The sequence below is a fragment of the Aliterella sp. E5.1 genome (genome assembly GCF_057473825.1).
Genome location: NZ_JBYCCV010000001.1, coordinates 73648 through 96483 on the forward strand (window position 1 = coordinate 73648; position 22836 = coordinate 96483).

General features: G+C 43.4%; 22 protein-coding genes and 1 pseudogene. 10 read left to right on the forward strand and 13 right to left on the reverse strand.

Annotation, left to right across the window (positions count from 1 at the left end):
* The first annotated feature begins 85 nt into the window (after positions 1–85).
* The 4 genes from AC2VE5_RS00365 to AC2VE5_RS00380 all read left to right on the forward strand — a co-directional run bounded on the left by AC2VE5_RS00365 (position 86) and on the right by AC2VE5_RS00380 (position 4863).
* Positions 86–1096 carry a LysR substrate-binding domain-containing protein gene (locus AC2VE5_RS00365; RefSeq protein ID WP_486885898.1) on the forward strand — a complete coding sequence of 337 codons (1011 nt, stop codon included), beginning with the start codon at positions 86–88 and terminating at the stop codon, positions 1094–1096.
* A gap of 91 nt (positions 1097–1187) precedes the next feature.
* The gene (locus AC2VE5_RS00370; protein WP_486885798.1) at positions 1188–2648 is read left to right on the forward strand and encodes a protein kinase domain-containing protein; all 1461 of its coding nucleotides are present in this window, start codon (positions 1188–1190) and stop codon (positions 2646–2648) included.
* A gap of 15 nt (positions 2649–2663) precedes the next feature.
* Positions 2664–3695 (forward strand): PstS family phosphate ABC transporter substrate-binding protein, encoded by a 1032-nt coding sequence (locus AC2VE5_RS00375; protein ID WP_486885799.1) that lies wholly within the window; start codon positions 2664–2666, stop codon positions 3693–3695.
* A gap of 70 nt (positions 3696–3765) precedes the next feature.
* A complete protein-coding gene (locus AC2VE5_RS00380) occupies positions 3766–4863 on the forward strand; it encodes a PstS family phosphate ABC transporter substrate-binding protein (RefSeq protein WP_486885800.1) in 1098 nt (365 codons plus the stop codon).
* Positions 4864–4866: 3 nt separating this feature from the next.
* Here AC2VE5_RS00380 and AC2VE5_RS00385 read toward each other — a convergent pair whose 3' ends face one another.
* Entirely contained in the window at positions 4867–5586 is a 720-nt protein-coding gene (locus AC2VE5_RS00385) for a Crp/Fnr family transcriptional regulator (protein WP_486885801.1), read from the reverse strand.
* A 544-nt stretch (positions 5587–6130) separates the two neighbouring features.
* On the opposite strand from AC2VE5_RS00385, the gene AC2VE5_RS00390 reads away from it, so the two are divergent.
* Complete coding sequence (locus tag AC2VE5_RS00390; RefSeq protein ID WP_486885802.1) at positions 6131–6874, forward strand: DALR anticodon-binding domain-containing protein; 744 nt, start codon at positions 6131–6133, stop codon at positions 6872–6874.
* Positions 6875–7013: 139 nt separating this feature from the next.
* Here AC2VE5_RS00390 and AC2VE5_RS00395 read toward each other — a convergent pair whose 3' ends face one another.
* From AC2VE5_RS00395 to AC2VE5_RS00420, 6 genes are all read right to left on the reverse strand, one after another.
* Positions 7014–7880 carry a Cof-type HAD-IIB family hydrolase gene (locus AC2VE5_RS00395; RefSeq protein WP_486885803.1) on the reverse strand — a complete coding sequence of 289 codons (867 nt, stop codon included), beginning with the start codon at positions 7878–7880 and terminating at the stop codon, positions 7014–7016.
* A 144-nt stretch (positions 7881–8024) separates the two neighbouring features.
* Positions 8025–9833 carry an iron uptake porin gene (locus tag AC2VE5_RS00400; RefSeq protein ID WP_486885804.1) on the reverse strand — a complete coding sequence of 603 codons (1809 nt, stop codon included), beginning with the start codon at positions 9831–9833 and terminating at the stop codon, positions 8025–8027.
* A gap of 146 nt (positions 9834–9979) precedes the next feature.
* Positions 9980–10567 (reverse strand): Crp/Fnr family transcriptional regulator, encoded by a 588-nt coding sequence (locus tag AC2VE5_RS00405; protein ID WP_486885805.1) that lies wholly within the window; start codon positions 10565–10567, stop codon positions 9980–9982.
* Between the two features lie 375 nt (positions 10568–10942).
* Positions 10943–11611 carry a phosphate signaling complex protein PhoU gene (gene phoU, locus AC2VE5_RS00410; protein WP_486885806.1) on the reverse strand — a complete coding sequence of 223 codons (669 nt, stop codon included), beginning with the start codon at positions 11609–11611 and terminating at the stop codon, positions 10943–10945.
* 54 nt (positions 11612–11665) lie between these two features.
* The gene (locus AC2VE5_RS00415) at positions 11666–12961 is read right to left on the reverse strand and encodes a sensor histidine kinase (protein ID WP_486885807.1); all 1296 of its coding nucleotides are present in this window, start codon (positions 12959–12961) and stop codon (positions 11666–11668) included.
* An 89-nt stretch (positions 12962–13050) separates the two neighbouring features.
* Positions 13051–13803 (reverse strand): winged helix-turn-helix domain-containing protein, encoded by a 753-nt coding sequence (locus AC2VE5_RS00420; RefSeq protein ID WP_486885808.1) that lies wholly within the window; start codon positions 13801–13803, stop codon positions 13051–13053.
* A gap of 168 nt (positions 13804–13971) precedes the next feature.
* Between AC2VE5_RS00420 and AC2VE5_RS00425 the strand changes: the two are divergent.
* A pseudogene (locus AC2VE5_RS00425) lies at positions 13972–14157 on the forward strand (hypothetical protein); the annotation flags it as partial.
* Positions 14158–14220: 63 nt separating this feature from the next.
* Here the strand turns inward: AC2VE5_RS00425 and hisA are convergent.
* The 3 genes from hisA to AC2VE5_RS00440 are packed head-to-tail and all read right to left on the reverse strand — an operon-like array spanning position 14221 to position 17069.
* The gene (hisA, locus tag AC2VE5_RS00430) at positions 14221–14994 is read right to left on the reverse strand and encodes a 1-(5-phosphoribosyl)-5-[(5-phosphoribosylamino)methylideneamino]imidazole-4-carboxamide isomerase (protein WP_486885809.1); all 774 of its coding nucleotides are present in this window, start codon (positions 14992–14994) and stop codon (positions 14221–14223) included.
* 17 nt (positions 14995–15011) lie between these two features.
* Positions 15012–16367 carry a 3-phosphoshikimate 1-carboxyvinyltransferase gene (aroA, locus tag AC2VE5_RS00435; protein ID WP_486885810.1) on the reverse strand — a complete coding sequence of 452 codons (1356 nt, stop codon included), beginning with the start codon at positions 16365–16367 and terminating at the stop codon, positions 15012–15014.
* A 60-nt stretch (positions 16368–16427) separates the two neighbouring features.
* The gene (locus AC2VE5_RS00440; protein WP_486885899.1) at positions 16428–17069 is read right to left on the reverse strand and encodes a TIGR04282 family arsenosugar biosynthesis glycosyltransferase; all 642 of its coding nucleotides are present in this window, start codon (positions 17067–17069) and stop codon (positions 16428–16430) included.
* A gap of 142 nt (positions 17070–17211) precedes the next feature.
* Here AC2VE5_RS00440 and pgl point away from each other — a divergent pair, with 142 nt between their 5' ends.
* From pgl to AC2VE5_RS00460, 4 genes are all read left to right on the forward strand, one after another.
* Positions 17212–17943, forward strand: a complete 732-nt coding sequence (gene pgl, locus AC2VE5_RS00445) for a 6-phosphogluconolactonase (RefSeq protein ID WP_486885900.1) — start codon at positions 17212–17214, stop codon at positions 17941–17943.
* A 115-nt stretch (positions 17944–18058) separates the two neighbouring features.
* On the forward strand, positions 18059–18850 hold the full coding sequence (locus AC2VE5_RS00450; protein ID WP_486885811.1) for a double zinc ribbon and FHA domain-containing protein: 792 nt from the start codon (positions 18059–18061) through the stop codon (positions 18848–18850).
* A gap of 22 nt (positions 18851–18872) precedes the next feature.
* Positions 18873–19232, forward strand: a complete 360-nt coding sequence (locus AC2VE5_RS00455; RefSeq protein ID WP_486885812.1) for an FHA domain-containing protein — start codon at positions 18873–18875, stop codon at positions 19230–19232.
* A 331-nt stretch (positions 19233–19563) separates the two neighbouring features.
* Entirely contained in the window at positions 19564–19953 is a 390-nt protein-coding gene (locus tag AC2VE5_RS00460) for a hypothetical protein (RefSeq protein WP_486885813.1), read from the forward strand.
* Between the two features lie 5 nt (positions 19954–19958).
* Here AC2VE5_RS00460 and AC2VE5_RS00465 read toward each other — a convergent pair whose 3' ends face one another.
* Genes AC2VE5_RS00465 through AC2VE5_RS00475 form a run of 3 tightly spaced genes read right to left on the reverse strand, consistent with a single transcriptional unit; the run spans position 19959 to position 22834 of the window.
* Positions 19959–21155 (reverse strand): aspartate aminotransferase, encoded by a 1197-nt coding sequence (locus tag AC2VE5_RS00465; RefSeq protein WP_486885814.1) that lies wholly within the window; start codon positions 21153–21155, stop codon positions 19959–19961.
* Positions 21152–22306, reverse strand: coding sequence for an iron-containing alcohol dehydrogenase (locus AC2VE5_RS00470; protein ID WP_486885815.1), 1155 nt, complete (start codon positions 22304–22306; stop codon positions 21152–21154). The genes AC2VE5_RS00465 and AC2VE5_RS00470 overlap by 4 nt, the downstream gene beginning before the upstream one ends.
* Positions 22307–22312: 6 nt before the next feature.
* Positions 22313–22834, reverse strand: coding sequence for a DUF2518 family protein (locus tag AC2VE5_RS00475; RefSeq protein ID WP_486885816.1), 522 nt, complete (start codon positions 22832–22834; stop codon positions 22313–22315).
* Positions 22835–22836: the final 2 nt, after the last annotated feature.

Consider the following 22836-nt stretch of genomic DNA (forward strand, 5'->3'; position numbering starts at 1 on the left):
TCCTCACAGATTTGCTACTCTCTTGGAATCTGTGGAAGAAAACCCTCCAGACAGATTTTCCGCTTTTTTAAATCTTGGTAGCCATATGTCTGACCTTCCTTTCACTTTAGATCAGTTACGCATTCTTAAAGCGATCGCTGCTGAAGGAAGCTTCAAGCGTGCCGCCGATAGTTTATACGTTTCTCAACCCGCCGTCAGCCTCCAGGTTCAAAACTTAGAAAGGCAATTAGATGTACCTTTATTCGATCGCGGTGGACGACGCGCTCAATTGACCGAAGCAGGGCATCTTTTGCTTAGTTATGGCGAAAAAATCCTCACTTTGTGTCAAGAAACTTGCCGCGCGATTGAAGACTTGCAAAACCTCCAAGGCGGTACGCTGATTGTCGGCGCATCTCAAACTACTGGCACTTATCTTTTACCGCAAATGATTGGCTTATTTCGGCAAAAGTACCCAGATGTTGCCGTCCAGTTGCACGTCCATTCTACTCGTCGCACGGCTTGGAGCGTCGCCAACGGGCAGGTAGATTTGGCAATTATTGGCGGTGAAGTACCAAGCGAATTGCAAGAATCCTTGGAAATTATCCCCTACGCAGAAGATGAATTAGCGCTGATTTTACCTGTATTTCATCCTTTCACCAAACTGCATACAATTCAAAGAGACGATTTATACAAACTGCAATTTATTGCTCTTGATTCCCAATCGACAATTCGTAAAGTCATCGATCAAGTCTTGACTCGCTGTGAAATAGATACGCGCCGCTTGAAAATAGAAATGGAACTTAATTCTATTGAAGCAATTAAAAACGCGGTGCAGTCGGGGTTAGGAGCGGCTTTTGTGTCGTTAAGTGCGATCGCCAAAGAGTTGCAAATGAATGTCCTCCACTGCGCCCCCATTGAGGGCGTTGTCGTCAAACGGACGCTGTGGCTAATTTTTAATCCCAATCGCTACCGATCGAAAGCTGCGGAAGCTTTTAGCCAAGAAGTTTTACCCCAGTTTGCGACTCCAGGGTGGAATAAGGAAATTTTACATACGCCGCCGTTAATTACTGATGTAATAGCAGATACAAGCGATCGCCCAATGCCTACCTCACCTTGAGCCTAAAAAATTAGTATTTAGCTAAAAGTTAATGAGCATAAGTTATAAACAAATTACTTGCTTATCGCTACAGCCAAGCTAATAAATACTTATGGAAGTCTATTGCACTCGTTCAAGTTGCCCCCGTCCGCAAAATAATTTTGCCGATCTAGACGCTCCGGCAACCTTGAAGACGACGCAGCAAAAGTATTGTACTACTTGCGGGATGCCGTTAATTTTGATAGGGCGTTACTTACCATCAAAATTGTTAGGCAAAGGGGGATTTGGGGCGGCATTTTTGGCGCGCGATCGCTACACTCCCGGTTTGCGCAAGTGTGTAGTCAAGCAGTTCAAGCCCGCCGGGGATTTAACGGCAACTCAACTAGAAACGGCGCAAAAATTATTTGAGCGCGAAGCTGAAGTATTAGAACAAATCGGCAACCAAAATAACCAAATACCAGATTTATTTGCTTTTTTCGAGCTAACTGTTCCCAGTCTCCAACCTTCCAAACAAGAGCAATTTTTTTATTTGGTTCAAGAATTTATTGATGGCAAAAACTTAGAGGAAGAATTGCAAGAAAAAGGCAAGTTTTCTGAAGCCGAAGTCATGGAGGTACTAACAGAAATTCTTAAAGTTTTGAAATTTGTCCACGATAGCGGCTCTATTCACCGAGATATCAAACCCTCAAATATTATGCGTCACCGCAACGGACGCTTGTACTTGTTAGATTTTGGCGCAGTCAAGCAAGTAGCCAGCACTGCCACTAGCAGACCTTCAACAGGTGTTTATTCTTTAGGATTTGCGCCGCCAGAACAAATGTCCGGCGGGCAAGTTTACCCATCTACCGATTTGTATGCTTTGGCTATTACTTGTGTGATGCTACTAACGGGTAAAGAAGCAACAGAATTGTTTGATAGTTATAACCATCAATGGAGTTGGCAAAAGCAAGTCAGTATTAGCCCTAACCTGGCAAACGTGTTAGAGAAAATGCTTTTAGCTGCACCAAATCAGCGCTTTCAATCTGCCCAAGAGGCATTAAATGCCCTGACAACTCCTGTAGCCCCCACCCTTCAAGCCTCGCCACCTAGCTCTGGGGCAAATACTACGCCATACTTAACCAATATTCCAAGTCAAGTACCAATTGCGACTACTCCACCCGCTCCACCGCCCGCTAGGCAACAACGACAACAACATCGTCCCTCTTTTTCAACCTGGGAATTATTAAGTAGTGGGGCTTTTACTGGATTTGAAGGCGGGTTAATTGCGATCGCACTTTTTAGTTTTCTCAGCACTACGTTGGTTAGTACAGGGGCATGGTTGCTGATTTTCACAGTTTTAGTGTTCGCTCAATGGCAGCGCTGGATTGAAAAATGGGACTTGATAATTATTGCTGGTATAACTTTAACACTTGTATTGTTTTTGCCGAATTTGCCCAAAACTATCGGTAGCATTCTAGGAATTGGAGTACGGCAAGCTGTATTACTATTAGCGGTAGTAGCGGCGTTAGTTGCGATCGCTTTAACGGCGCTATATCAATTGATTTACAAGTTACTTGCTCGATTTATTCGCTAACAGTAGTTACTACCTATGTCTGAAAGAAACGAAACCACGGTTTTGGTTTTAGCTTTACTAACTACGTTAGGTTTGGTAGCTGGTGCAATTTGGTGGTTTGCTCAAGGTGGAATTAAATTAACTGATTTAACTACAAATCAAGCCAAGCCAACTAATGCTCTTAGTAGCAATACTTTTGCCCAATTAACAGACATTCCAGCAGGGCTATTTAGTTATGGTGGTAGTACAACTTGGGCCCCAATTCGGGGCATAGTCGATCCAGCAATTGAGATTGTTCATCCCCATTTTCGGCTGCGCTACACTAACCCGACATCTGGATCTCCTGGCTCAGGTAGCGGTATTAAAATGCTATTAGATGGTCAATTAGCTTTTGCTCAATCTTCTCGGTCAATCAATGACAAAGAATTAAAGCGTGCTATGACTAGAGGCTTGCAGCTTAAAGCAATACCTGTCGCCATTGATGGAATTGCGATCGCCGTTCATCCCAAGATGAATGTTTCTGGTCTAACACTACTTCAGCTGCAAGAAATATATACAGGTAAATTAACTAATTGGCAGCAGTTAGGAGGTACAGATTTAGCCATTATTCCCTACTCGCGCCAAATTAGTGAAGGCGGTACGATCGAATTTTTTGCCGAAAATATTTTAGAGGGTATGGATTTTGGTAGCAACGTCCAGTTTATATCTACAACTACGCAAGCTCTAAGAGCCGTAGCTGCCAATCCCGGCGGAATTTATTATGCCTCCGCGCCTGAAGTTGTCAGCCAATGCACTGTCAAGTCCTTACCCTTGGGTCGTGAAGCAACAGAATTTGTGCCGCCTTATCAGGAGCCATTTGTTGAACTTTCTCAGTGTCCGCAGCAGCGCAATCAACTAAATACCGCAGCTTTTCAAAGTGGTAAGTATCCAATTACTCGCCGCTTATTTGTAATTGTTAAACAAGATGGAGATATTGACCAACAAGCTGGAGAAGGTTATGCCAAGCTACTGTTGACAGCCCAAGGTCAAGAACTCATTGCCAAAGCAGGATTTGTGAGTATTCGCTAATTCTTGCCGTTGAGAGGTTATAGAGTTAAGTTTATGCTTGGAATTATTCACCCCTAAGTACGAGCAATTTATGTCCCAAAAAAATGAAACTCCCGTACTCATTTTTGCTTTGTTGATTACTGCGGGGCTTGTGGGCGGCGGGTTATGGTGGTTCATAAATAGGTCTGGGATTGATTTGAGTAAAATAACTGGCAATAGTCCTAGTCCAACTACTAGCTCACCAAATTCTCCTTTGCAACCTGATAATAGCAATAACCAAGCAAATTCTCCCCCGTCTGCCAACGGCGATCGCGATTTTGCGGCGGTGCAAAATGTTCCTAGCGGTGTATTTAATTATGGTGGTAGTACGTCTTGGGCTCCTATCCGGTTAAGAGTGGATTCAGCAATTCAAGCGGCGCGTCCTGAATTTCGTTTGCGGTACGTTACGCCTACAGGAGAATCACCGGGGTCATCGACGGGGATTAGAATGTTAATTGATGGCAAACTCGACTTTGCTCAGTCATCAAGAAGCCTGCGAGACGCGGAATTAAGCCGCGCTCAAGCTAGAGGATTCAAGCTGCAACAAACTCCTGTAGCCATTGATGGATTGGCGGTAGCTGTCAACCCCAACTTAAATATCCCCGGACTAACCATAGAGCAACTCCGGTCTATTTATACAGGCAAAGTAACTAACTGGCAGCAGTTAGGCGGCGCAAATATTGCAATCCAACCTTTTTCTCGCCCTGTTAGTGATGGGGGTACGGTGGAGCTTTTTGTCCAAGATGTTTTGGGGAACCAAAAGTTTGCCGCCAACGTCGAAATTGTTGGAACTACTACTCAAGCTTTGCAAAAACTAGCTAGTAGCCCTGGGGGAATTTACTATGCTTCCGCACCTGAAGTTATCCCTCAATGTACGATCAAGCCCATACCCCTAGGGCTTAAATCTGACGCATTAGTTGCCCCCTACCAAGAACCCTTTGTGCCGTTGTCTCAGTGTCCTAGTAAGCGCAATCAGCTAAACACAGAGGCTTTTCAATCGGGCGCGTACCCAATTACTCGTAATTTATTTGCGATCGTCAAACAAAACGGTCAAACTGAGCAGTTGGCGGGAGAGGCTTACGTGAATTTCTTGATCTCAAATCAGGGGCAAGAACTAATTAGCCAAAGCGGGTTTGTAAGAATTCGCTAGTTACTAATGCCGTACCAAATTTATTGAAGCGGCAGGCAAACAAATTAAGTTATCTCCCTGATTAATCAATAAACCCTTCTGGCGCAATTTCCCCATCAAGCGGGTAACTGTGACGCGCGTAGAGCCAATAGCGCTACCAATTTGGGCATGGGTAAGTGGGAAAGGTAAATAGTAGCCGCGTAAAGTTTCTGGATCGTCTTCACTTATAGAAGCTTCGCCATATTCTTCAACTAACAATGTCAAAAACCCCAAAAGTCGATCGATGGTTCGTCTTTGACCTAAAGCACTAAGCCATAAAAGCTTGCGCTGGTGCTGGTAACGAAACGCATCTAATACTTCTCGGCGGAAGTGGGGCCAATTGTCTAAATCGTGCCAATACATCCACACTACCGATGTTTGGTCTACGTGGGCGTAACTTTGCAGTGTAAATGGCGATTGAGCAACAATTTCAAAAGGCTGTCCTGCCCCTACAAAGCCTAAAAAAGCTTCTTCAGGAGTACGGTTGATCCGCCTTGACATTAGCTGACTTGCAGTCGTGCTAGGTTGAGCAGTGCCAACAAGTCTCACAGCACCTCGTTGGACTAAATACAGCAATCCAGGTCTAGCAGGAATTCGCTCGTCCTTACTAAAACTACGGCATCGATAATGCTCGTTAGCCCAGTCGAGAATCCGTTGCCAAGTTAAAAAAGGTCTTGATGGCTCTGAAAAAGATGGGGATTGCATAATTTAAAGCAAATGGCAATAAAGCGCGAAAAGTTAGATTATTAATTACAGTCATTACCGATTTTCTGCAATGATACTTCTGTACAAATGAATAGAGCCGTTTAGGCTATCAAGCTAGATTATACTTATACATTTATCCGAATGCTTGTAGTTGTGAAGTTTACTTGTTGTTTAGTTAATTTTACTGCTGGTAAAATTGTAGCTATTGTAATTCAATCTAGTTAAATAAAAATCAGCAATTGCTTACTAAATAGTGTAATAAAAAATATATGCCATAGATTTATTCGTGATCGCATCGGTAGAAAGTAAGGAATTCAATGTTTTTGTCAAATTACTAAATTTATTAATTATTTTTTTGATGGCAGGTTGCTCAAGTATAGAATATCACTCATGTCAATTAAATTTTGCCTACCCGGCAATTAAGCAATTAGCTTTAAGCCAATTAAAAAAGACTGCGGATAAATATTTTGTGAATAGCCCAAGGCGGCAAATTTATTCTATTACTACCTTCTACCGAGCTAACCAGTGCTGTGAAATAGCATATATGTCTAACGTAGCATTTGTATTCAGTAAACTTTTAAATATTCCTCCTTTAGAAATAGCAAAAGACTTTGCTATTTTCTGTACTCAAGTCAATCACTACCAGCAAGATTTTACAGTCGCTGTAACTGCGCCAGGTTTTTTGCAATTCAAGCTAACTGAGCTAAAACTAGCAAATTGGCTTCAGTGCTTACCATTTTTACTCCTCCCATTAACTAATTTGTCTTCACCAAAATATTCTAGTCCTTTGAAAAATAAGTCTAATTTATTTGCAGTTCAGTATGCTCATGCACGTTGCTATTCGTTGATGCAGTTGTCTCAAGCAGAGGGTTTGATTGCTTTAGAAGAAATATCAGTAAATAAAATTAAGTCAATATTTCCTGACAGTATCGCGCTACAGGAAAGCAGTATTTTAGTTGCCAATCATCCACAGCCGTTTCCCTGGTTAAATTGCGTTCAGCAATTGCAGTTTGAACATAGAGCAGAATACGCTTTAATTATTCAGCTTGTTAAGGTCGTAGATGACCTTTGTTGTTCTACTCAATCAAATATAGACTACTGGGTAAAAATGGCTACAAATTTGAGTCAAGCTTTTGCAGATTTTTATCGTCACTGCCGAATTTTTGGCGAAACAAATGCCCAAATGCCCAAATTAGCCCAAGCGCGGTTGGGTTTGATATTAGCGACTTACGCTGTGTTAAAACTTTTGTTACAACGCTTAGGAGTTTTTGCCCCTCAAGAACTCTAAGCGATGTACTTAAGATAAAAACTACAATTCCAACGGATGACAAATTAATCCTATTCAAGTATATTTATTACTGTGTGAGGAGCGAACCAGCAGGAACACCGAGACGAAACACGGCAAGTCGTCGGTGTTCTTTCTGATTTTAATTATTTTCTAGCACAAATTTCTCAATAGCGATGGCGGCTCCATCTTGTTCCACACTAGGGGCTACCCAACGAGCAACAGCTTGGACATCGGCGGGGGCATTGCCCATAGCTATACCTAATCCCGCATACTCTAGCATTTCTACATCATTAAAATTATCGCCAATAGTCATAACGTTAGTAGCGTTTATGTTTAGTAATTCTTCTGCCAAATAGCGCACGCCTATACCTTTATTGACAAGAGGATTTGTGGCTTCAAAAAAGGTAGCAACAGATTTAGTCAAATATAGTTCGGCGGGGGTGTATTGCTGGCGCAAGTTACCAAGCAAGCGGTCGATTACTTCAGTATCGTCGCTCAAAGCTAAAATTTTAGTTGGTGCATCACCAAGGACGCTACGCAAATCTCCCACAGCGATCGCTTCTATTCCAGATCTTTGGGCATAAATTTCTGTTTCTGGAGTGATTTCCCGTACATACAAACAATCGTTGATGTAAAAGTGTACCGACAGAAGACTTCGCAATTGCGGTTGCTCGAAGTAGTCTAGAATCTGGTGGGCGGTAGAGGGAGCAACGCACCAATGACGGTGAAGCTTGCCGCTACTAGGATTTTGAATCCAAGCACCCTGGTAAGCTAAAAGGGGTAAGTTGGAGCCTAGATCTTGATGGAAACGCAAAGCCGAACAGTACATTCTTCCGGTGGCGATCGCTACTTGTACGCCCTGATTTTGCGCGGCTACAACAGCTTGCTTGACGCGGGGATTGATAGCGTTTGATTCTCCAGCGATCGTGCCGTCAATATCTAGTACGAGCAATTTAATTTCTTTTGGCTCTATTTTTGAATCGCGATCGCTTACAGACATCTGCATAATTGCTTGCTAGTTTTCTGAAGTTTCTCTCAGAGGTTAACAGGCTTTGGTTAATTGCGATCGCTTTTGGGCAATTTGCCCAAAATTAAAACTCGCCTTTGCTAATTTAGCAGAGGCGAGTTTTACATTAATTATTGACTATTTCTAGAACGTGAATGTAGTACGCAAGGTTCCTACATAGATTGTGTCGTTAGCATCGTTGTGTTCTGGGTTTAGAATTACCAACAAACCAGGGGTAACAGCGATGTTATCGTTGAGTTGTAAACGGTAAAGTGCTTCGATGTGGTAGGAAGTGTCTGGGTCTTCACCACCACCACCAGCAATACCAGCATTAGCTACGGTCAAATCGTTGTCCGTAACTCTTGGGGGTTGACCGAAGATTAAACCAAGTTGGCTACCCTCTGAACCAACGTCCTGGATGGCTAGAGCAACTGCGTAGTTGAAAGCAGTTGCACTAATGTCGCCGCCCCGGAATTTATCTTCTGCGTCTGTAAGTCCAGCCCAACCAGAAAGTGTAAACCTGTCACTAGCGCGGAAACTAGCTTGTACACCATAGTGATTAGCTGCTGTAGGTACGTTACCAAAAGGTCGATTAGCAAGAGTGCTACCTGTACCATCAAATAAACTTACAGCACCTGCTCCGGCAACACCCCCCTGCGTCGCAGGATCACCATTACCTTTATCGTAAGTCCGAGCGTAGGTCAAACCAATGTTGATTGCTTCGCTGGGTCGGAATGCAATTTGACCAAGAGCAGCAAAAGAACCATCAAATAAGCCTGTACCATCAGATGGATTATTTGCAGTATTTGCTATGTAACCTACTGATGCGCCAATTGGTCCATTGGGGTTGAAGTTGAGTGTTAGTCCCGCACCGCTACCTACACGATAGATGGGGTTAAAGCGACCGAAGCGAGAGATTGCACCGCGTCCGCTACTTTCAAAAGCTGGGTTGAAGGTATAGACGTTATCGTTGTATTCAGTATTAGCAAAGTCAATTTGCGCTTGGAATCTCTCACCGATGGGGAAACGATAGAAAAAGTCGTCTATTTCAAATCGGTTATCAGGATTTGACGACTCAAACCCTAAGCGGGTCATAGGAGTACCAGTATTAAAGGTACCAATATTTGAAGCTTGCAAACGAGTTCTGAGTAAATCTCTACCAGTGAAACTTGTATTGAAGTTCAAACGAGCGCGAGCGCTAAGGGTAGTGTTGGTATCTGTTTCTAGATCTGTGCCATCAACTCGCTGATCGCCAAAAGCATCAGAAACAGCCGCAACAACTTCTCCAGTTAATTTGGTTGTAGTGGAGAACTGGTTAGCTTCTAGTTCCGCAGTCCGGGCTTCTACAGCGTCTACACGACCGCGTAAGGTAGCAAGCTCAGCAGAAAATTCTTCTTGCAAGCGCTGTAAGGTTGCGAGGTCTTCGCGTCTTACTAAGTCTGCCGTTGCAGTAGCAATTAGTTCGTTAACGCGGTCTAAACAAGCATTTAAGCCTGCTGCAAATTCATAACGAGTTAAGGCGCGGTTGCCGCGATAAGTACCATCGGGATAACCAGCAATACAACCGTAACGTTCAACTAGAGACTGTAATGCTTGAAACGCCCAGTCTGTAGGTTGTACGTCTGATAGCTGAGAAACGGAAGTTACTTGAGCTAGGTTGTCGCTGGTTGGAGCAGTTGGAGCGTTTTGGCTTACAACTACTGGTGCTGATTCAATAATTTCTTGAGTTGCAGGATTGATTGGTGCAACTTCTGTAGTAGCTGCGGGAGCATTTACTGCTACTAATTTGCTGTCAACTGGTTGAATCTGTAGAGTTTCGCTTGTAGCTACACTTGGGGTTGGGGCTAGGTCGGCGGCAGATAATTCCGCAGCTTGAGCGCGACTGGCTACAAGTAGAGTAGCTCCCAATAAAACTGGACTTAGTTTAAGCGCATTCCAAAAAACTTTCGACATATATTCCTCTCACTCACACCTTAGATAATAGTTGTAGTAATGTGCTTTTTGACTTGCACTGTTGCTACTTTCGTTCGAACCTCAAGTTCAATTATACAAATCTTTTGCTTAAATGTGTCAACACAAAGATATACATTTTTCACGCTTCATCTAAACTTAATTTTTTGGTTGTTTACCAAAGGAATGATTAATTGTCTTTGGTGGCGTATTAGTATTCCCTCCTCCTCGAATTGCTGTAACATTCTAGTTACCGATACTCTTGTTGTATTAATAACTTCAGCTATTTCCTGATGAGTTATTGTTATATCAATTAATTGTCCTCGATCTACATCGCGACCGAATTTCTGACTTAGCCAGTTTAGAAATTGCCACAACCTTAGAGATACAGGCTTGCGATGAATAATGCTCAAAAGTTCCTCAGTTTGTTGGATATGGGAAAGCATCGCTTCCATTGCTTCATTCCAGAACTTAATAGGGAGGAGACTTGTCTCTACACTGGTTAAACATTCTATTTGGTAAGGATTAACCCGTGATAAGGAGTGACCGACTACATCCCCTTTACCCCAGTATCCTAGAACAATCACCGTGCCTTGTTCGCTCCAAGTGTAAGTTCTAACTGCTCCACGGTCGATTTTCCATAAAATGTCTTGACGTGGTGGGATCATCTCGCGGCGACTAAATATTCGCTGCGTCAGCATAGAGGGTAAGGTTGAATTTAAAGCAGAAATTGCCATATGTTAAAACCGCTATTGATACATCTACCCTATTACTTAATTATTTAAAAAGTTTAACTAAACTAAATTTTGAGACAATTTTCTAAGGAGGTAGTCGTGAGTTTCTAGGTTGTCTACAACCAAAATTACAAGCCTAATTAGAATGTATGAGAGTAAGACTATAGAGTAATTCTTCTATTGCTAACCCAATACTTCTAAATGTCATTGTTTTTCAGTGCGGCACAGGAAAGTAGCGTTGTATAGATTGATTGCCCCCTGAATATTAGAACAGCAAGTTTAAGAATAGGTAAGATTTTCTTAAAGGTTGGTACTTTTTGCTTAGTTCTAAGCAAAGCTTAAAAAACTTTTGCTAACTATTCAAGAGCATATCTATACTCAACCTTTTTGTCCTGTGACTATGTACGATACTCTTTGACCAATATTTGTAGCATGATCTGCCATCCGCTCCAAATGGCGAATAACTAATGCTAATAGCAAAATTGGCTCTACAACTCCTTTGATATCGCGTTCGTTGGCTAAAGTTTGATAGAGACTTTTATAAGCCGTGTCTACAGCATCATCCAACCGTTTTACCGATCGCCCAGCTTGAGCATCTAAATCTGCTAAAGCCACTAAGCTTGTCGCTAACATTGCCTGAGCGTGATGAGACATCGTTTCAATTTGAGGGAGGCAGTTATGAGGAGGGTAGGGAAAAATTTTTAGGGCAATTTCTCCTAAATCTTCAGCATAATCGCCAATTCGCTCTAAATCTCGTACTAACTGCATAAAAGCACTCAAAAGCCGCAAATCTTGGGCTACAGGTCCTTCTAAAGTAATTAAAGCGGCACATTCTAACTCTATGTGTCGATAAAACTGATCGATTTGTTTATCAAGTAAGGGGAGTTGTTTAGCAGCAGTCAAATTACGAGCAAATAAAGCTTGGTGGCTCAATCGAAAGGAGTTTTCGACCAAAGCACCCATGCGTAAAATATCGCGCTCTAAACGCCGGATACGGCGTTGAAAGTGAGGTCGTTCAAAATTGCGATCGGAAACGGCATTATTCACTATCGACTTTTGGTTGCAACCAGTTACAGAACTCTTTGTTTAATATAGTTCTAGTTACTCAGTATCAGCTATAACTTCAGGTAATTCTACTTGTAGCCACGCACCACCAGTATCGGGGTGGTTTTTAGCTTTAATTGTACCGCCGTGGGCAAGAATAATTTGCTGGGCGATCGCCAAACCTAAGCCACTACCATTAATGATCGGTGAATTTATAGAGTCTCCAGAATGCCGAGTTCTATCTGTTTCGCATCGATACAGGCGATCGAAAACATGGGGCAAATCTGCCAGGGGAAAACCTACACCGCAATCAATAACATTAATTTGGACTTTTTTAGGGTTTTGTTTTGTAGGTAGCAAATTGATAACCACGTAAATAGTAGCTTGGGCGGGGCTGTACTTAATACTGTTGTGGAGTAGATTTAAAAATACTTGAGTTAGCCGAGATTTATCTGCCCGAATCCATACGGGATATGGTTGGGAGTACGAAAGCGGGAGATGATGAGCTTGGGCTAGAGGCTCTAGATTTTGCCAGACAGAGTAAATTAGACTTTGTAATTCTATAGGTTGCAGATTTAACTTTTTGTGAGGTTCTAGCTCTAAATGAGTGATTTCTAGCCAATTTTGCACCAAACTAATTAAGCGGTCAACTTCTGGTAGTAAGCGATCGACAAAGCGCCGCATCGGCAAATCTATATGCTGCTGTAAAGTCTCAACTACTAAGCGAATAGAAGTCAGGGGTGTTTTTAATTCGTGGGCTAAATCAGAAACTAAGCGATCGCGCGTCTGAATAATTTCTACCATGGGTTGCCGATTTTCGAGAAATACACCAACTTGGGCTTGGGGTAAAGGCAAGGTAGAAGCGCGCAAACTGATTTTTTGCACATTGCTCATCGCTGCGGCATCAGCGCAATCTGGATGATGTACCCATTCTTGCATTTGGGGCAGTTGGCGATCGCGGGTTTGTTCAATTAGCTGATCTAATTCGTAAGAGCGCACCAATTCTAGCAACAAGCGCACTTGTCCTGGTTCCCATTTCTGCAATCCCAATAATTGCTGGGCTTGCTGATTGCACCATAGCAATTGATTTTCTTCATCAACTTGCAAGTATCCGATTGGTGCTGAGTCGAGCAATGTTTCCCAAGTTTGTAGCTGGGATTGCAATTCTTGCTGGCGCTGGTTTTGCAGCGCAATTTCTCGCCGCAAGCGGGGAATTAAAGGCAATGACACTTCAGAGACTTCAGTGTCGAAAGTCGCAAGTAAATGTCGCAATTTACGTTTAAGTCGAATTTGTTGCCAAAACCAAAATCCAATTGCGACTGCTAACCCAAGGAAAAATGGAAGCACAGGCACTATTAAGCTCTTAGGTATCAGCTTAACGATTTTTGCTAGGAATACAACAATTTTAGCTTATTGGCTGACTCTAACCCTGGACATTTTCCTTATCCAAACCGATAACCAAACCCCCGTACCGTAACAACATATTCTGGATGACTTGGATCTACTTCTAATTTTTCTCGCAGCCAACGAATATGCACATCTACAGTTTTGCTATCCCCCACAAAATCGCCTCCCCATACTCTATCTAGCAACTGCTCTCGCGACCATACTCGGCGCGGATAGTTCATAAATAATTCTAAAAGGCGAAATTCTTTTGGTGAAAGATTAGCTTCTTCGCCGCGCACCATTACCCGACACTCTTGAGGATAAAGAGCAATGTCTTTAAACTGCAATACAGGCAATTGAGGTAAACCGCCTAAACGCTGACGGCGCAGCAAAGCGCGACAACGGGCGATTAATTCTCGCATACTAAAAGGTTTGGTTAGGTAGTCGTCAGCACCAACTTCTAAGCCCAAAACGCGATCGATTTCGCTGCCTTTGGCACTCAACATTAGTATGGGTACGGGATTTCCTTGGTGGCGCAGTAAACGGCAAATATCCATACCATTTACTTGGGGCAGCATGATATCTAAAATTATTAAGTCAAAGGGAAGCTCGCCAAAGTTCGGTTCGGGGTTTTGCAACAGAGCTAAAGCTGTACGTCCATCTGTAGCGGTGGAAGTCGTGTAACCCTCGCCTTCCAAGCCCAAAATAAGCATTTCCCTAATCAGTTCTTCATCTTCTACTACTAAAACGCGGCTCATTTGTCCGATTTCTGCCCTAGGAGGACTTTTGGTCAGTTCGCGGGTAATCATGAATGAAAAACTACTTGCCTGTTTTTGCACTATCGTTATTATCCGCTTTGATGAGACATATAAGTTTTTTCTTTGGTTGTGAAGAAATAATGTTTTTGTACCTTGACTTTATGTATAAATCTTGATAGTACATTTGTTCTGTACGCAGAACAAAGTTCCCTAATTTTACTAGAACAAACAATTCAAAATCAAGAATCGCGAATTCAAGGATTGGCAAAACAGCTTGAGTCTGCACTCAAACAAGTACAAGATTTGGCAGTAAAAGCAATTGAAGGCGCAGCAAATATTAACTCTTACCAAACTGTAAAAGAAATTGCGATCGAACAGGCAAAGACTCAGATAAAAAATAAGTAGGCAGTTTTGGCAAGAGCAGGTTAAAAAATTGTTTTAACCTGCTCTTGCCTATAGTTCTAATTTTTAAGCAAAAGCTGAAGAACCTAAGTCTGGCGGGATATCTTGCCAGCGTCCTTGTCCCACCGCTTGAATTGCTTGCTTGAGGGAGATATCGCCAGTATATAAAGCGCGTCCCACGATCGCACCGCTTACCCCCTGGGGTTCTAATGCGAGTAGGCTGAGGAGGTCGGTAACTGAACTCACCCCACCAGAAGCAATAATTGGGATAGATATAGCGGCGGCGAGTCCGCGCAATGCCTCTAAGTTTGGTCCTTGCAATGTACCGTCGCGATGAATATCTGTGTAAATAATTGTAGCCGCGCCCAAGTCTTGCATTTGCTGAGCTAAATCGGTGGCTAAAACTTCGGAAGTTTCTAGCCAGCCACGAGTTGCAACTTTACCATTACGAGCATCTATACCCACAACAATCTGGTTAGGAAAGGCTTGACATAAATCGGCTACAAGCTTCGGTTGTTCTACAGCAACAGTGCCTAAAATTATTCGATGTACGCCCAAACTTAATAATTGCTCGACACTAGAAAAATCGCGTAATCCACCACCTACTTGAACTCTTATAGGTACAGCTTTAACGATTTGGGCGATCGCTTGATGGTTGACTACTTGACCAGTTTTTGCGCCATCCAAGTCAACAATATGCAGCAAAGTAGCGCCTTGTTCTGCCCACTGCAAAGCCACTTCTACAGGGTTGTCGTTAAAAACTTGCGATCGCGCATAATCTCCCTGGTACAACCTCACGCACGCACCATTTAATAAATCAATTGCTGGGATGACATCCATAGTTATTTTTATAAATTTTAAAATTCGCCGCCGACTTGTTTGAGAGTAGCAACAAACGTAGGGTAAGAAATAGCCGCCGCCTCCGCACCATGAATTGTAGTTTTGCCTTTGGCGTTGAGAGCGGCGATCGCTAAACTCATAGTAATGCGATGATCGCCATGACTTTCAACTTCTGTGCCTGTTAGAGGCGTACCGCCAGTAATTTCCATCCCATCGGTCAATTCAGCAATCTTTGCGCCCATTTTATTTAACTGATTTGCCATTACCGTAATGCGATCGCTTTCTTTTACTCGCAATTCTTCCGCGTCCTTAATTATCGTCGTCCCCGATGCAAAAACCGCAGCTACAGCAAGTACCGGAATTTCATCAATCAAACGGGGAATCAAATCCCCGCAAATTGTGCAACCATGCAAAGCACTTGCACGTACCCGTAAATCGGCGACAGGCTCTCCAGCTACCACGCGCTGATTTTCAAGGCTAATATCAGCGCCCATCATTTCTAAGGCATCTAAAACCCCAGTGCGGGTGGGATTAACCCCTACATTCTCAATTAAAATTTCTGAGCCTGGGACAATGGAGCCAGCTACGAGCCAAAAAGCCGCCGAACTAATATCCCCAGGGACAACTACTGATTGACCGTACAAGGTAGCTCCCCCAGTAATCGTTACGCTTTTAGTTTGGGGATCGGTAGTAAGCTGCGCTCCAAATGCTTGTAACATTCGTTCGCTATGATCGCGCGATACCGAAGGTTCGGTTATAGTCGTTTGTCCTTCAGTCATTAATCCCGCTAGCAGAATGCAGGACTTAACTTGAGCCGAAGCAATGGGGGATTGATAGTGAATAGGCTTGAGAGTTTGTCCTTGGACAGCTAAAGGTGCAAGAGAGGCGCCCGCACGTCCCCAAATATTTGCACCCATTTGCTGCAAGGGTTTAACCACACGAGACATTGGACGCGATCGCAACGAGCTATCTCCTGTAACTGTAAATAGTCGCCCTGGATGGGATGCTAGTAGCCCTAGCATTAATCTCAAAGTAGTGCCGGAATTACCAGCATTTAAGGTATCTACAGGCTCCTTGAGTTGTCCTAATCCAATACCTTGGACGCGCACCATTTGCGTATTTAAGTCAGAAATTTCTGCACCCATCGCCCGGAAGCATTCTGCGGTACTGCGGGGATCTTCACCTAAAAGTAAACCTTGGATTTGAGTTTCACCTTGAGAAATCGCACCTAACATTAAAGCCCGGTGAGAGATGGATTTATCGCCAGGGACTTCGATTTGACCTTGCAAAGATACTCCCGCAGCAGGCGGCTGAATAATCAGATCGTCTGTAAGCTGAGTAGTAGTTTCGACCGTAACTAAGGTTGCCGACATGAGGATAACTAGCGTGTGACAGAGCGGTTCTATCGTACCGTAGAAAAACCGTAAAGTAAGTTAACATTCTTTCTGTATTTGCTCCCATATAGGCAAATCTTCTGGGCGATCTACATCTGCTAAAGGCGGTAAATAAGTAGTTGCCAAATTAAGTTTTTGGGCGACTTCTACCGTTTGTTGCAATACGCGATCGCTTCCCCAACTAATACCTACAAATAATTCTGGGATAAATCTACTCATAGCAATTAAGTAGTAACCCCCATCCAATGCCGAACCCACCACTAGAGCGCTACCCTGATGCAGTTGTTGAAATGCTTGTGCCATCAATTGAGGCGTTAGTCCAGGGCAATCGCTACCAATAATTGCTACTGATTCTATTTGATTTTGGAAGGCAAAGAGTAAAGAATTTGCCATTTTTTGACCCAAATCGCCCTCTCCTTGCGCCAGACACTCAATATCTTGACCTAGCCAATCTTGCATCAATTGTTTGTCGCCACCAGCAAAACGCACTTCTACAGAGACAGGATAAAAGTTTTGCAATAGTTGGGCTTGCGCTAGAGTATGCTCGGTCATTTGGCGCTGGAGCTTTGCTGCACCTACGGCTCCTAATAAGCCAATCATGCGGGTTTTGGTAATTCCTGGCTCTGGATAACGAGTAAAAATTATTAAGCGTCTATTGACAATGTTGGGCGGCTGCATGATGAAGCTAAGTGTTAATAACTTAGAAATTTTTGCTATTGTAACTACGAGTAAACTAATAGAAAATTGCCACCTAATTAAAGAGAACTTAAAATGTGGTAACTTCGGTAGGTCTTGCTAAATGATGAGTAGTGATGAGCAAGAAATGAAAAAAATAGTTGAAGTATTACCAGATTTAGAGTCGCTAATTGAACGCAGTTTAGCAATTACTCTCGATCGCATTCATACAGCTATTGCAGAACGAGGAGCGTGCGCGATCGCCTTAGCAGGTGGTAGTACGCCCAAACCCCTGTACGAAGCGATTTCTCAGCAGTCGCTACCTTGGGACAAAATTCATATTTTTTGGGGCGACGAACGCTACGTACCGCCAGACCATCCAGATAGCAATCAATTGATGGCACGCACTGCTTGGTTGAACAAAGTCCCGCTCCCGGCTGCAAATATTCACCCCATCCCAACTGGTGAAGCCGATCCCGCCGTAGCTGCAAGCATATACGAGCAAGAACTACTAAAGTTTTTTCAAGTTTCCCCTGGAGAACTACCAGTATTTGACATAATTTTGCTCGGTATCGGCGATGATGCTCATACAGCATCGTTGTTTCCCCATACCGCCGCCTTGAAAGTAAGCGATCGCGCGGTTACTGTAGGTAATAAAGACGGGCAGCCGCGAATTACCTTTACATACACGCTAATTAATCAAGCTCGTTGCGTGATGTTTTTAGTTGCTGGCGCAAGTAAAAGAGCGGCTTTGGCACAAATTTTTGCTCCCGTTGCGAACGCTGATACCTACCCCAGCCGATTAATTCAACCGCAAGGGACGCTATGGTGGCTCCTCGATCGAGCGGCAGGTCATGAATTGCCCTCAGAAACCTCATAATAAAATAATTATTACCATCTTTGGTAAATTCTCAGGCTAAAACTTAAATGGGGTAGGAAGATTCTCTTTCTCCCCGGCAATAAGCGAAAGTTGTTCTTTTCTTCACCTCCCATTTATGATCGTCTGCCCTAACTGCAATCACTCCAACCCCGAAGGCGCGCAATCCTGCGAGGCTTGCTATACTCCTTTACCAAGCATGACAAATTGCCCCAACTGTGGGGCAGAGGTTCAAGCTGATGCGACTTTTTGCGGTCAGTGCGGCTCCAACTTGACTACTTCTGTTGCTGCAACAAGTGAAGCAACAGAAGTAGAACCAAGTGTTGCTACAGATATTTCCTTACCCATGCCCGATCTAATGGCTCCTGAACCCCTCGTACAACCAGAGCCTTTAGTCGCCAGCAATAAAACTGAAGCGATGCTGCCAGCAACGGAAGCGTCAGTTTCACCAGTTGTGGCAGCACCAGAACCACCATTAATGCCACCAGTCGAGGAGCAAGTTATGTCTGTAGCTCAACCGGCAGTAGCACCCCAAGTGAAGGCAATGGTTCCTAATCTAAGTTCCACAACTCAATTGCAGCAACAAAAAGCGCGACTGCTGCATATTCAAACTGATACATTAATGGAATTACCGCCAAATTTATCGGTAGTCCACATTGGCAAGCAAAACGATCGCATTCCGCCAGATGTAGATGTTTCTGGCTTTCCTAATTCAGAAATTGTTTCGCGAGTTCATGCCGATATTCGAGTAGAAGGTGATACTTACTATCTTGAAGATGTAGGCAGTGCTAACGGCACTTATGTTAATAACCTCCCGTTGCCTCATGGCAATCGCCATCGCTTGCGTGCAGGCGATCGCATTGCTCTGGGTAAAGGAGATTTGGTAACTTTCTTATTTCAAATTTCTTAGTAACTTTTAAAATACTAGCAACGTGATTACATTAATGCTTTTGCATCCCCAAGACTCTACTCCAATGCAAGGTTGGAAATTTAATAACAAATCTCTAATTCGGATTGGCAGAGCAACAGATAATGAAGTCGTGTTGTATAGTTCTGTAGTTTCACGCTTGCACGTTGAACTACGAGAAAGTAACGGAAATTGGGAAATTATTAGTAAGGGTGCTAATGGTACTTATATAAATGAGCAACGTATTTCTCAATTACCAGCTATAGATGGGGTAATTGTCCGAATTGCGCCTTCAGGTCCAAAAATCCAAATTTGGTTTGGCGATGTGGCAATAACTCCAGAAACTTCTCCAGCTAAAGAAAGTTATGAAGTTGGAAAGGGATGAATAAAAGGAAAGGCGATCGCTTTGGAGTTTCTTGCAGCGCATCTACCATTTTTAGGTATTAAATTCTGCCCAGAGTTGCAACCCGCTTGTTGATAGTTAAAGCCGACTAGCTTCCGGTCTAATTAAGTGTGGAACTTAACTAATTAGACTGATTGTAAAAGTTTTATTAGTTAGCTAGAGATGACTTTAGCTGTTAGCGTAGGCGAGATAGGATAATTTTATTGTAAATTTTTAGATTCAGTAAAAATCTATTAAAACGGACTATAAATTGATGTTTTTGGAACTATAACTTATTAGTTGTAGTCTTAAAAAATTAATTGTAGGTAACGTTATGAAAGTAGAAAAACTGTTCAAAGTAGTGGCTCTGGGCATTGGTTTTGCTCTGGTAGAATCGGCAGTATATGCAGATCAATGCGCCTATACGAGCAAGCAGCAAGCAATAGATGCGGTATCTCGCCTCGAAAAAGGTCAAACTATTTATCAATTTTGCGAACTTTGCGCCGATACTGTCCCTAAAGCTCTAAAAATAAATTCTGTCTCGGCAGGAACTGTAGGCTACGAATCTTACTGGGGTGTAAAAGTTAACGATCGCAATATCGATTTAGCTTATACCTACGTGGATACTACCAATAACAAAGATAGAAAGGTAAATTTGGCTACTCTCGCTAGATGTCCAGTATCAGATGTTAGTCGTTTTATCTTTTTATCTAAGTACAACTAATAGCACTAAATATTTACTAACGAGTAGCAGATATTGGCTTGTTTAAAACGCTGCAAAACTTCCGCCAAGCGATCGCATTCGACAATTAAGCTAATTCGGACATAACCTTCTCCGGCAACTCCAAAAGCATTTCCTGGAGTAAGAACTACTCCAGTTTGCTGCAATACCAAAAGCGCGAAATCTGTAGAACCCATCCCCACTGGGCAGGGAATCCATAAATACATTGTTGCCTTGGTTTTAGGAATATTCCAGCCTAATTCGCCTAACCCAGAAATCAAGAAGTCGCGGCGGCGGATGTAGCGATTTTGGACTTCGTGCAAATAAGAGTCGGGGAGTTGCAACGCAGTTTCGGCGGCGGTTTGCAAAGCCGCAAAAATGCCGTAATCTAAGTTAGTTTTTAGCGTTCTCAATCCTTGAATAATGTGGCGATTGCCTACAACAAAGCCTACTCGCCAACCAGCCATATTGTAGGTCTTAGATAGAGTGTGAAACTCAACGCTAATATCTTTTGCGCCCGGAATTTCTAACAAACTTGTAGGCTGATAGCCATCAAAAGCTAATTCGGCATAACACAAGTCATGAACTAACAGAATCTCGTACTTGCGGGCAAAAGCAACAATATCCTCAAAAAATTCGCGGGGAGCAGTGGCGGCAGTAGGGTTGCTAGGATAGTTGAAATACAGAATCTTTGCTTGTTCGGCAACAGCGTCAGGAATCGTGGCTAAATCGATCAACCAATCATTTTCTGGCTTGAGAATCAGGCTGTGAACTTTGCCGCCAGCAATCAAAGGACCACGAAAATGAGCAGGATAAGCGGGACTAGGGACTAAAACTAAGTCACCAGGATTGATATATGCGATCGCTAAATGAGTTAATCCTTCCTTAGAACCAATTAAGGGCAAGGCTTCGCTATCGGGATCGAGTTTGACATCGTAGCGGCGGTGATACCAGTTAGTAATCGCGCGGCGAAAATTAGCCGTACCTTCAAAGGGAGGATAGCCGTGATTTGCCGGATTTTGCATTGCTGCAATCGCCGCGTCTACAATCGGCTGGGGTGTAGCGCCATCGGGGTTGCCCATGCCAAGGTCGATTAAATCTAAACCTTGTTCTCTAGCTTTAGCCTTCAATTCATCTAAACGTGCGAACACATAAGGCGGTAAGGATTGAATGCGATCGGCGGGACTAATCCAACTTAAACTCATTTCTTGACCTCCTCATTGATGCAGACATGGTTGAGGGAGTCTTTATTATTAGTAGGCGCAGTGGTAGAAACCATTGCCGCTAAGAGTTGTTCTATTGCGACTTTAAAAGGCAAGCGATGAATGTCAGACTTTGGCGCTAAAGCTAATTCTGCCGCTTGTTCTAACTCTTTTAAACTAATGTCTCCTAGTCCCAAATCGCTTAGTTTTAGCGGCAACCCAATATCTGCATAAAATTTTAATAGCTGTTGGCGAGACGTAGCAGCTAATTGATTGCCTTGTACCATTTCTTCTAAACGCAACTGTACCAAAATTCCATAGGCAACTTTTTCGCCGTGAATGCTGCTATGTACGGGTAAGTGAGTCAAGCCATTATGCACGGCATGGGCAGCTACAGTACGACACTCCGCCCCTCCAAGTCCGCCAATTACTCCCGCCAGTAATACCGTTGCGTCTACAACTTCTTTCCATACAGCGCTACCGGGGAATTGCAAGGCGGCGGCAGATTTTTGAAACAAAATATCTCGTAATACTCTAGCTTGCTGCACGGCAGACACAATCAAAGTTTGCTCAGAATTGCTGCTACTAACCGAAGCTTCGTACCATTTAGCGATCGCATCTCCAATTCCTGCTACTAATGTGTAAGCAGGAGCCGTTGCAATTAAATCATAGTCGAGCAAGAGTAGATTGGGGCAATTTTCCAAACTAACATCGTACAAAAATGCTCCTTGCTCAGAATAAACATTAGATAATGCCGTCCACGCCGCACAAGTCGCCGCACTGGTGGGAATTGTTACTACAGGTACATGACACTGATACGCTAATAACTTTGCCGCATCTAGTGCCTTACCACCACCAACACCAATAATAAAATCTGCTTGATGGGTTTTCACGGCTTGGCGCATAGTAGCCAAACCCGCCTCACTACAATCAGCACCATAACTCGCGGTAGTTGCTTCTAGTTGCTGGGCTGCTAAAACGGGCTGCAAGCGCGATAGCGTAGCTTTTAAAGTGCGATCGCCCCCTACAATGAGAGGACGTTTACCTAGACGTGCGATCGCGTTTCCGGCTTGTTCTAGCAGTTGTTCGCCGCGTAATACTTTAGCTGGGGCGACACTAAGAGTAAAAATTGGAGAAGTTGAGGCTTGGTTCATCGACTTTTACGAGGCATCAGGTTTGGGTAATTGAGCAAATTTGTCGGGGAAAATCTCAATCTGCATTTGGGGGTCTTCTTTATTGACAAGACTCCGCTTGACTTGCCCGATATATAGCGGCTTAGACATTCCTTTTTGGGGATGGATAATCGTTCTAGCGCGGATAATTAGTTTATCTTCATCTCGCCCCAATCGACCATAAGAGTACAAGTTTCCGGCGGCTTGGCGCAAGGTTGCTTCTAGCTCTGTTTCGGTAATGGTGGGTGCTACAGCGATCACTGCTTGATTTGCGCCACCGTCGTACACTCTATCAAATTTGACCGCCCCCGGTACTAATGTGCGACTAATGGGGACTAAGCTTAAAGCAAATAATCCGCCCGTCAGTACGCCAAAAAAGCCTGTAACGCCGACTAGCTGAAATCTAGCAGCCCATTTGAAACTAAAACCTAACACTGCTAAAAAAGCACAGAATAGGGTGATAATACCTGCCCATTGAGCGACAGTAAGAAAAGTAGCAGTAGTTGGCATTG